The sequence below is a fragment of the Mesorhizobium sp. genome (assembly GCF_005063415.1).
Classification (GTDB): Bacteria; Pseudomonadota; Alphaproteobacteria; order Rhizobiales; family Rhizobiaceae; genus Mesorhizobium.
Genome location: NZ_SUEG01000175.1, coordinates 1 through 9,680 on the forward strand (window position 1 = coordinate 1; position 9,680 = coordinate 9,680).

Genomic DNA, 9,680 nt, shown 5'->3' on the forward strand with positions numbered 1-9,680 from the left:
GCCGGCCGAAGCGATTTGAGCCCGCTGGATGACGGAAGTTCGCCAGAGCCCGACGACGGAAAACCAGGAGGACCGAACCGATGAGCACCAAAACCGTCCAGAAGATCAAAGCCAGGCCGCCGAGATTGCCGAAAGGCGAGGCCGAGCAGGTGCGCATCCGCAAGGAGATCGGCCATGATTTCGCGCTGAAGGACGACCGGTTCGGCCGCAAGCGGCTGGCCAAGGGGACGCAGGAGGGCGCGCGCCTCTACGAGGTTTCCAATGATGGCCACACCGCGACCGGCGGTATCGTTCGGGTGCGCAATGTCGACCCGCTGAGCGGCCTCACCTCGCTGTCGCGCCAGCAGCGCGAGGCGGGCATGCGCTACCGCCAGGATTTTCGCGACTCGTCGGAGGCAACCGCCAAGCCGATGGCCTGGGCCGAGCGCGTCGACGGCGGCCGCACCGGCAGCGGCGTTGCAGAACACATCCTGTCCGCCGGCCGCGACCATGCCGAGGCTACCAGGGCGCTTGCCCATTGGGAGATCGCCGGCATCGTGCAAAAGGTCTGCTGTGCCGACGCAACGGTCAAGAGCCTGGCCGAACAGGCCGGCGAGCCGCGCGACGTGGTCGTGAAACTGCTCAAGATCGGGCTCGACATATTGGCCGTGCATTATGGCATGATGCTGATGCGCAAGCCGAGGTGAGAAGCCCCGCCGATCCGGCCGGCACTACCGGCCGGATCGATCCGTCAACGACGGCAGACACGGATTCTTTCGATAATCCGGTGGTGATGACGCCAGTGCCTGATAACTTCGGTGTGGCAGCGCCGGTGGTACCGGTACCGGTAGCGCGGCGCGTAGTCCTCGTTGTAGACATCATAGCGGTAACGGGGGACGTACTCATCGTCGTAATCGGAATACCGATGGTGGCGATAGTAATAGTCGTCGTCATAGCCGTTGCCGATGCCGATCGTGACGCTGCCGCCGGCATTCGCCGGGCCGATCACGGAAGCCGCCGAGGCGATGGCGATCACCGAGGCAAGCAGGAGCTTCTTCATAGCTACCTCCTTCTTTAACGTCCCTCTAATAGAAAAACCCTTGAGGGGCAGCCTCGTTCCATAGATTGGCAAGATGTAACGAACGGACGAGCCCGAAGTTTAGCGCCTGCCGGCGCGAAAATGCCGCTGGCTGCAGCGGGGTTGGATCGCCGACGCAGCGTGGCCGCTCCTCTCATCAAACAGCGGCAATCGCTCGTCAGTCCCGTCTTTTGCCGACGTCTGCCTACAGAACATGGCCCAGTTCCAGCAAAACGAAAGCGGTCGCACCCAGCACAGCGAGGGCGTAGGCCGCGTAAAGAACAAGCAGCATCACCTCAAAGTCCCGGACGAAGCTTGCGGCACTCCTGGTCTCCCTGGGCTCCGCTTTCTCGACGCGGTCGGCTTCCAGCTGCTCCGTTGCCACGACGAGGCAGACAATCCTGTCGTTGTCGGCCGCCTGTAATATCCGCTCCGTCAAATCGACGGCAATCACTGGATCGTCGGCCAACTGATCCCGCGATAGCCGGCTTTCAGTGACGGTCTGGATTTCACGCTTTCTCACGCACGCATAATTGCGCCGACTAAATTAGGTTCCACTAAAATAGATAGATTGCCTCGGACCCGATGATCGCGATGGGTGAGGCGGGAGCCCAGCTGGGCGGGGAACCCCCGCCCGAGGCCCGCATTTGTCGACTGTCGAGGCGAATCCTCGATCCGCATCCTCCGATCAAAGGGCGCGGGCTTCTTCATAGGCTGCTACGATGTGCCAGTGGGTAGATCGCAATGCTAAAGCTGCCAAACCTTCATATCGCGAACGCAGCGCCGACGTCTTCGGTGCTGACCGGTTATGACGAAGATCGCATGCTTACTTATATCCGGCTGCTCGACGCTTCGGCGGAAGGAACCGATTGGCGCGAGGTCGCCCGCGTCGTTCTGCATATGGATCCGGAGCGGGAGCCGGAGAGGGCTTTCCGGGCGTGGGCGACACATCTGGCGCGTGCACGATGGATGACCAGGAAGCGGAACGAACTGCGCCAATTGCATGATGAGTGGTGGGGATGAGCACCATCTAAGCGGAACTGCCGTCCCGGTCTGGCCGTTGAGGGAGAAGGCCAACATGGAAAAGCGACCAATGACTTCTTGGCGAGCCAATACTTTGGAGCTGTGCTGCCTTCTCGCCGTTCCGCTGTCGCTGATCCTTACGGTTTTCCTGGCGGGTCTCATCCTCAGCTGACGCCCGCATGGTTGCTTGCCGGGGGCCGGTGGGTCGGATCCGACAAGATCCGGAACCGTTACTTCACAGCCGCCGCCATCACATCCGAAAACAGCGCCCGCTCCACCGCCGGTTCCAGCGTTTCGGCAAAGGGCGTTGCCAGGTGGTGGCGGTCGCGGAAGGCTAGTTTGCCGTCGATGAAGACATGGCAGGTGGTCTGGTCGCAAAAGCGGTCGGTCATGTCGATGTAAGCAGCGTTCGGTGTCGAGCGCACGATATCGCGCTCGACTGTGGCGATGTCGTCGTTTGCCGCCATGATCCTCGGCGTGTCGCATGTCGCGGGCGTCTGGCCCCGCCACAGCGCCCGCGCCACGCATTTGTCGGCGTAGCTTGCATTGTAGGGAACGTCCCTGATCACCGCGACCTTGATGCCGGCCTGGCTGAAGGCTTGAAGCGTCCAGGCGAGACCCGTCCGCCACTGCGCTTGCCAATCGGCGTGCTTCAACTCCTCGGGCGATTCCTTCATCACATTGCCGATCGAGAATTCCGAGATCACCACCAGTTGCGGATGGAGCGCGATGATGTCCTTGACCGACTGCTCGCGCCACTGGTCGCATTCGGTGTAGTCGCGCTTCAGCCGCCAGTTCCAGGTCGTTACCCGCGAAGCCCGGCAGGAAGATTTGAGAAAGGTGACGACGCGAAAATTGTTCTTCTCGGCCGCTTTGATCAGCGGCGTCGACCAATGGTCGGCATGCGAGTCGCCGAACAGCACGACCGAGCGCTGGGCATCCTTGCGGCCGAACATGCAGGGCTTCGGCTTGACGGTCTCGAAATCGAGCACGCAGCCGCCATTGGTCGCGCGCACGGTGGAGAGCTGGGCGGCGCTGTCGGCGATGACGTGCTGTTCGGGGCTGAGATTGTGCTCGGCAAAGCGCGCATTGCCGTAGGCCGCGACCACGCCGGCGCCGGTCAGCGCGACGGCGGGCACCAGCGCCCGCGCTGCTCCGGCCATCAGCCAGCCGTTGCGGCGAATCGGGTTCTCGATGAAATGATAGGTGAACATCGAAAGGGCCAGCGTCAGCGCCGCGCAGGCAAAGCGGTCCAGGATGGACAGGCTGGGCGCCACCATCGCCGCATAAACGATGACCGGCCAGTGCCAGAGATAGAGCGAATAGGACAGCCGGCCCAGCCATTGCATGGGCGCCAGCGCCAGCACGGCGCTCGGCAGATTGCGGCCGCCGCTGCCGCTGAGCAGCAGCAGCACTGTGCCGGCGACAGGCGCCAGCGCATTCACCCCGGGAAAAGGCGAGTCTTCGTCCAGCATCAGATAGGCCCAGGCGATCAGCGCCAGACCGAGGCATGCCTGGAGGGTGGCCAGCAGCGGCCGGTCGCGCCAGATCTTTGCCGGTGCCATGGTGGCGAGGCCGCCGGCGGCGAATTCCCAGGCCCTGAGCGGCGAGAAATAGAAGGCCCAGGGCTGCGACACTTCCGTCAGCCAGGCGCAGGTGGCGAAGGAGGCTAGGCCGGCGACGCCGATGACGACGATAGCGGTGCGCTTGCCGGGGCGCAGCCATGCGGCGGCAAGCAGCAGCGCCGGCCATGCCAAATAGAACTGTTCCTCGACCGAGAGCGACCAGAAGTGGATGAACGGGTTGTTGGTGGCGTCTGCGGCGAAATAGTCGAACGACCAGCGGATCAGCCAGAGGTTGATCATGTAGGCGGAGGCGAACATGGCGCCTTTCGAATAGAGCGCCTGTTCCTCCGGCGACAGGATGAAATAACCCGCAAGCAGCGTGGCGAGGATGACGAACAGTGCCGCCGGCAACAGGCGCCGGGCGCGCCGGGCATAGAACCGCCAGAGGTTCAGCCGCCCGGTCTCGGTGATTTCCGTAACCAGGTGGCGGGTGATCAGATAGCCCGAGATGACGAAGAAGATGTCGACGCCGGCAAAGCCGCCGGGCAGGCCGGAGAGACCAAAATGGAAGGCGATGACACCCGCCACCGCCAGTGCGCGCAGCCCTTCGATGTCAGGCCGAAATGATGCCGACACAATCACCTCATGCAAGGAATGCCCACCTCGCAGAGGCTCGACCTGATGCGCCGATATTGCAATGCAACAAATCTAACGCAGTGCAACATTGGGGGAGGGCGCAGCTCCTCCAGCTCCTCGCGCGGGCGATTCACTCACATGAGCGATTCAGTCATGAGGGCGATTGATATGGAAGCGAAGGGTGCCGAGGCGATCACGCCTTTTTCAAAAACTCGGTCTTCAGCACCAGGCCCTTCACCTGCCTGGTGCTGCATTCGATCTCGCCGGGATTGCCGGTGAGGCGAATATTCTTGACCAGCGTGCCGCGCTTGATCGTCTCCGACGTGCCTTTGACCTTGAGATCCTTGATCAGGGTCACGGAGTCGCCCTCGTGCAGCGCCGTGCCATTGCTGTCTCTTACCATCGGGTCGGTCATGGCAGGTCTTTCGCGGGGCTCCGATGCGGAGGCGGTTGGCTCATTACCGGCCTATCCCACGGTTGGCGGCGAGGTCAAGCGTGCTGGGGTCGAGCCCACTGGGTCAAGCGTGCCGGCAGCCAAACGTGCCCGGCCGGCAATGCTATGCGGACGGCCAACCGGAAAACCCGGATTGCGAGCAGAACCCCCCGGGCGGTAGTGGCATTGCCGCTCCGCGGCATGCGCTCCGACCAGGCGGTCATTCCATGCCGATGGCGCCATGGCAATCGAACAAAAGCCGTGGCCTTCACTACGCGGATATTCCGGCACGAGTTCGAATAGCTGAGCGCCCGCCGGTGCGGACAGGAACGTCGCACAATGGCGGAGCTGCCCGCCCTTTCGCTTGGTCCGTTATTGCAATCGGCAAGAAGTCGGCGGTCACTTGTTGAGCTGCATGGCCATCTTGCAGAAGTCGGCATGCATCTTGGCAATGCCTGCGTCGCTGCATTCCTTCAACATCATGGCCCGGTCGCTCGTGGACATGGCCATCCATGCCGCCTTGAATTCGGCTTCCGACTTCATGCTCTTCATGCCGGCGTCGGTGAAGAAGGGCGTCATTTTCTGCGGATCGTCGAGCGCCGAAGTGCCAGTGGCACCGGCGGCAAGCGCTGCGCCGGTCATCATCGAAAGCGCCATCGCGCCCATGCAAAGCATCTTGATGTTCATGATCATTCCTCCTGAGCTGCTGCTTTGAGGTTGTCCATCAGCGATCTACGAAGGAACGGCGTTTTGACCCGAAAGTTCCACGTTCTGGCGCAGGCATGGAACAGGATTGCCCGTGACGCCATTAATGCAGAAAATTCTACTATGACTGAATTTGCGGCGCTGCCGACCAGGGCAATCGGCGTCCAGCTGGGTGAGAGGCTGCGAAGTTGCACGCCGGCTCAATATGCCCGATCATGGCGACGGCGGGGCGGAGGTATCAAGTGGCGGCAAATCGTCGAAACGGCGCGCACCTGTCGGAGCCCCGGCGGGCGGGCATTGTTTCCGCGGCCAGGGCGCTTCCGCGCACATCCTTGCCCAGCGTAGCGTCGGTCGTGACGGCCGTCGCGGCGCTTTATTTCGGGCGCGAGGTCTTTCTGCCGATCGCAATCGCGCTGCTGCTTACCTTTGCGCTCGTGCCCATGGTATCGGCACTCAAGCGAGCCGGCATTCCGCGTCTTCCTGCCGTGATCGCCAGCGTGCTCGGCGCATTCACGGTGCTGGCGCTGTTCTCCTTCATCGTCGCCGCGCAGGTCAGTGAACTGGCGCAGAACATTCCGCTTTACCAGGCGAATATCCTGACCAAGGTCCGGTCGCTCAAGGAAACCGGCGTCGGCGGAGGCATCGTTTCCAGATTGAGCCGGGTGATCGAACGCGTCGGCCAGGAGCTCGACAGACCCGAACCCGCTCAACCCGCCGCCGATCAGCCTCCGCGGGAGCCGATCCCGGTCGAAATCGTCGCGCGCGAACGACCGCTCGAAGTTCTCCAGAATCTGATCGGCCCGCTGCTGAGCCCGCTGGCCTCGGCCGGGCTGATCGTCGTGGTCGTCATATTCATGCTGCTCGAGCGGGAGGATCTGCGCGATCGCTTCATACGCCTCGTCGGCTACGGCGATCTGCATCGAACCACCGAGGCGCTGCAGGATGCAGGCAAGCGTGTCGGCCGCTATCTGCTCATGCAATTGGTCGTGAACATCGTCTATGCCGTCCCCATCGCAATCGGACTTTGGCTGCTGGGCATACCCAATCCATTGCTGTGGGGTTTGCTGGCGCTGGCGCTGCGCTTCGTTCCCTATATCGGCCCGGTCATCGCGACGCTGTTGCCTCTGTTCCTGGCGCTGGCCGTGGCGCCCGGCTGGTCGCTCGTGCTATGGACCGCCGGGCTTTTCGTGGTCGTGGAACTGATCACCGGCAACGTGATCGAACCCTGGCTCTACGGCTCGCGCACCGGGCTGTCGCCATTGGCCATCATCGTTGCGGCGATCTTCTGGACCTGGCTCTGGGGGCCATTGGGCCTTGTTCTGTCGACGCCGCTCACGGTCTGCCTCGTCGTGCTCGGCCGCCATGTGCCGCAGTTCGAATTCCTCGACGTTCTGTTCGGTAACGAACCCGTGCTCGAACCGCACGCCCGGCTTTACCAGCGGCTGCTGGCCGGCGATCCCGAGGAAGCGACGGACCATGCCGAGGAGATGCTGGAGGAAAAATATCTGGTCGAGTTCTACGACGAGGTCGCGATTCCCGCACTTCTGCTCGGCGAGCAGGACCGTGTGCGTGGTGTGTTGAGCGATGAGCAAAGACAGCAGGTCGCGGGCAGCGCGCTGACGATGGTGGCGAACCTCGACGACAGCGCGCAGGAGGAGGCGGAAGAGGACGATACGGCCGCGGCCGAGGACAACGGCTCACGCGAGGACAAGCAGGTTCAGGGGGAGGTTCAGGGCGAGGACGACACTGAACTGCCGGATGGCACGGGCATGTCGGTGCTGTGCGGCGGAGGGCGCGGCGAACTCGACGACGCCGCTGCCGCCATGCTGGCGCAGGTGCTCGAAGTCCAGGGCGCCACGGTGTTGAGAGCGAGCTTCGCCGATATGGAACCGGGGAGCATTCGCCGTCTTGAGCTCGACGCTGTCGATACCGTCGTCGTCGGATTTTTAAACCGGGATTCCGTCAAGCACGGCCGGTTCCTGGTCCGTCGGCTGAAACGCGCCAAACCAGGGTTGCGGGTGGGCATCGTATTGTGGTCGGAAGCCGACAGCGACAACCAGGAGGCAGACGCCAGATTGGCCAATGAGATCAACGCCGATTTCGTCGCACACGGCATGGTCGGTGCGGTGCTCGGTGCGTTGTCCAGCGCTCCGCCGGTGGCGCTGAAGACCACCGCCAAACGCCGCGTGCGCCGCCTGGCGCCGGCGCGCAAGAAAGAGTCGCTCGCCGCGGCAAAATGAGCGCGGCCAACGACCGCGGCAGGTGGGGTTATTACCGTTTTCGCGAAAGCGGTAATAACGAAACGGATCAGGTTATCTTCGCAAGGTCGCGCTGAACCGTCCGGACGGTGCCGCGGCAAACGGCGCCTCTCGCTCACACAGTCCAGAAATAGCGCACCGTATGGAAGAAGACCGGGGCGGCGAAGACCAGGCTGTCGGCGCGGTCCATCATGCCGCCATGGCCTTCGATCAGATGGCCCCAGTCCTTGACGCCTTGATCGCGCTTGATGGCGGAGGCGACCAGCCCACCAAGGAAGCCCATCAGGCAGGCGATGAAGGCGACGCCGGCTGCCTGCAGCGGCGAAAACGGCGTCAGGAACGACAGCAGCGCGCCGAGCAGGCTCGACGCAGCCAGCCCGCCGACCAGCCCCTCCCAGGTCTTCGACGGCGAGACCGTCGGCGCCAGGAGATGCCGGCCGAACAGCTTGCCGAAGATATATTGCAGCACGTCGCTGCCTTGCACGGTGATGATCAGGAAAGCGATCAGCAACAGGTTGCGGCCTTCGAAGCCTGGCACCTCGAGCGTCAGCAGCGCCGGCACGTGGCTGACGCAGTAGACCGAAATCATAACCGCCCATTGCTGCGCCGAGACGCGCTCGAGAAAGCGCTCGGTGTCGCCGTGCAGCGCGGTGATCGCCGGCATCAGCAGGAAGCAGTAGACCGGGATGAAGATGGTGAACATACCGTACCAGGCGGTCCATACCAGCCAGTACTGGAACGGGATGACGATGCCGAACATGCCGAGCAGCACCCAGTGGTCGCTGCGGCGGCTGTGCGTCAGCGTCACGAATTCGCGCAGCGCGGCGAAGGAAATCAGCGCGAACAGGATGGTCATGCCGGGGCGACCGAAGAAGAAGGCGACGGTGATCGCCACCACCATCACCCACCAGGCATTGATGCGCTGGGTGAGGTTGACCAGCGTCGGCGACAACGGCTTTGGCGCGCGCCATGACAAGACGCCGGCGACGACGCTGGCGCTGATCAGCACCGCCAGCAGGCCGACAATCAGAATGAGGGTTTCGTGCATCATCGGCAGCATTTTGCCTTGGTCCTCAATCGTCTCGCTGCGGCCGGGGGTTCAGCGCCAGCAGCGTTTCGCGGGCGCGATCGAGAAAGGCGCGGCGTTCCTCACCCGGTTGAATGGCGATCGGCGCGCCGAAGACGACACGGCAAAGCAGCGGCACCGGCACGAATTGCCCCTTGGGCAGCACCCGCGACATGTTCTCGATCCAGCAAGGGATAAGCTCGACATCGGGCCGCGCCATCGACAGATTGTAGAGGCCTGAGCGGAACGGCAGCAGCGGTTCGTCGGTCATGTTGCGCGTGCCTTCGGGAAACAGGATCAGCGAATGGCCCTGGTCGAGCACCGACAGCATGATCGAGATCGGGTGCTGCGTTTCGTCCGTCCATTGCCGGTGGATCAGCACGGAAGACAGCATGTCCTCGGCAATGAAACGGCGCAGCCGCGTCTTGCCCCAATAATCGGCGGCCGCCACCGCATGGGTACGGGCGCGTTCCTTCTCGCTGAGGCAGGCCGACAGCAGGATGAAATCGCCGTGGCTGGCGTGGTTGGCGAAGTAGATACGCTGCCGGTCCGATGGCTGGCTGCCGTTCCAGATCGGCCGAACTCCGGTGACCACCCAGGCCAGTGCCGACAGGCCGACCGAGGTCACCGTCTGCAGCAGGGTATAGGTGCTGACGCGAAGCTTTGTCATGGACGGGCTCAAAAGAATGCCGCGACGACCGAGGCCGCCGCGAACAGGCTGAAGGCGATACGCTGCTTGGCGAGCAGACGGCGCGTGCCGGCCATCCGCTGGTCGAGCGAGCGGCCGCCGGCCGCCGTGGGTTTCAGCCGCATGCGCGCCAGCACGTCGTCGATCGCCGCACCGCCGCCTGCCTCGCTGGCGTGGCTGGCCATCAGCCGGAACAGCAGCGCGTCGAACAAAAGCAGGGCCGAGAGAATAATTGTGGCTATGGCACCC

General features: G+C 63.3%; 10 protein-coding genes and 1 pseudogene. 3 read left to right on the forward strand and 8 right to left on the reverse strand.

The window, feature by feature from the left end:
• The first annotated feature begins 80 nt into the window (after positions 1-80).
• Positions 81-686, forward strand: a complete 606-nt coding sequence (locus tag E5W70_RS28135) for a DUF6456 domain-containing protein (RefSeq protein WP_292664588.1) — start codon at positions 81-83, stop codon at positions 684-686.
• 44 nt (positions 687-730) lie between these two features.
• On the opposite strand, the gene E5W70_RS28140 is transcribed toward E5W70_RS28135, so the two are convergent.
• Entirely contained in the window at positions 731-1,039 is a 309-nt protein-coding gene (locus tag E5W70_RS28140; RefSeq protein ID WP_292664589.1) for a hypothetical protein, read from the reverse strand.
• A 223-nt stretch (positions 1,040-1,262) separates the two neighbouring features.
• On the reverse strand, positions 1,263-1,526 hold the full coding sequence (locus E5W70_RS28145; RefSeq protein WP_292664590.1) for a hypothetical protein: 264 nt from the start codon (positions 1,524-1,526) through the stop codon (positions 1,263-1,265).
• A 275-nt stretch (positions 1,527-1,801) separates the two neighbouring features.
• Here E5W70_RS28145 and E5W70_RS28150 point away from each other — a divergent pair, with 275 nt between their 5' ends.
• Positions 1,802-2,080: a DUF2285 domain-containing protein gene (locus E5W70_RS28150; protein ID WP_292664591.1), complete on the forward strand. Its 279-nt coding sequence runs from the start codon at positions 1,802-1,804 to the stop codon at positions 2,078-2,080.
• Positions 2,081-2,310: 230 nt separating this feature from the next.
• Here the strand turns inward: E5W70_RS28150 and E5W70_RS28155 are convergent, their stop codons facing one another.
• The 3 genes from E5W70_RS28155 to E5W70_RS28165 form a co-directional block, all read right to left on the reverse strand.
• Complete coding sequence (locus E5W70_RS28155) at positions 2,311-4,281, reverse strand: acyltransferase family protein (protein ID WP_292664592.1); 1,971 nt, start codon at positions 4,279-4,281, stop codon at positions 2,311-2,313.
• Between the two features lie 193 nt (positions 4,282-4,474).
• Positions 4,475-4,696, reverse strand: coding sequence for an alkylphosphonate utilization protein (locus tag E5W70_RS28160; RefSeq protein WP_292664593.1), 222 nt, complete (start codon positions 4,694-4,696; stop codon positions 4,475-4,477).
• A gap of 417 nt (positions 4,697-5,113) precedes the next feature.
• A complete protein-coding gene (locus E5W70_RS28165; RefSeq protein WP_292664594.1) occupies positions 5,114-5,401 on the reverse strand; it encodes a hypothetical protein in 288 nt (95 codons plus the stop codon).
• A gap of 233 nt (positions 5,402-5,634) precedes the next feature.
• On the opposite strand from E5W70_RS28165, the gene E5W70_RS28170 reads away from it, so the two are divergent.
• On the forward strand, positions 5,635-7,659 hold the full coding sequence (locus tag E5W70_RS28170) for an AI-2E family transporter (RefSeq protein WP_292664596.1): 2,025 nt from the start codon (positions 5,635-5,637) through the stop codon (positions 7,657-7,659).
• Between the two features lie 133 nt (positions 7,660-7,792).
• Here E5W70_RS28170 and E5W70_RS28175 read toward each other — a convergent pair whose 3' ends face one another.
• The 3 genes and pseudogenes from E5W70_RS28175 to E5W70_RS28185 form a co-directional block, all read right to left on the reverse strand.
• Positions 7,793-8,728 (reverse strand): phosphatidate cytidylyltransferase, encoded by a 936-nt coding sequence (locus tag E5W70_RS28175; protein ID WP_292664597.1) that lies wholly within the window; start codon positions 8,726-8,728, stop codon positions 7,793-7,795.
• Positions 8,729-8,750: 22 nt separating this feature from the next.
• A complete protein-coding gene (locus E5W70_RS28180; RefSeq protein ID WP_292664595.1) occupies positions 8,751-9,413 on the reverse strand; it encodes a lysophospholipid acyltransferase family protein in 663 nt (220 codons plus the stop codon).
• 8 nt (positions 9,414-9,421) lie between these two features.
• Positions 9,422-9,680 (reverse strand): annotated as a pseudogene (locus E5W70_RS28185) (hypothetical protein); the annotation flags it as partial.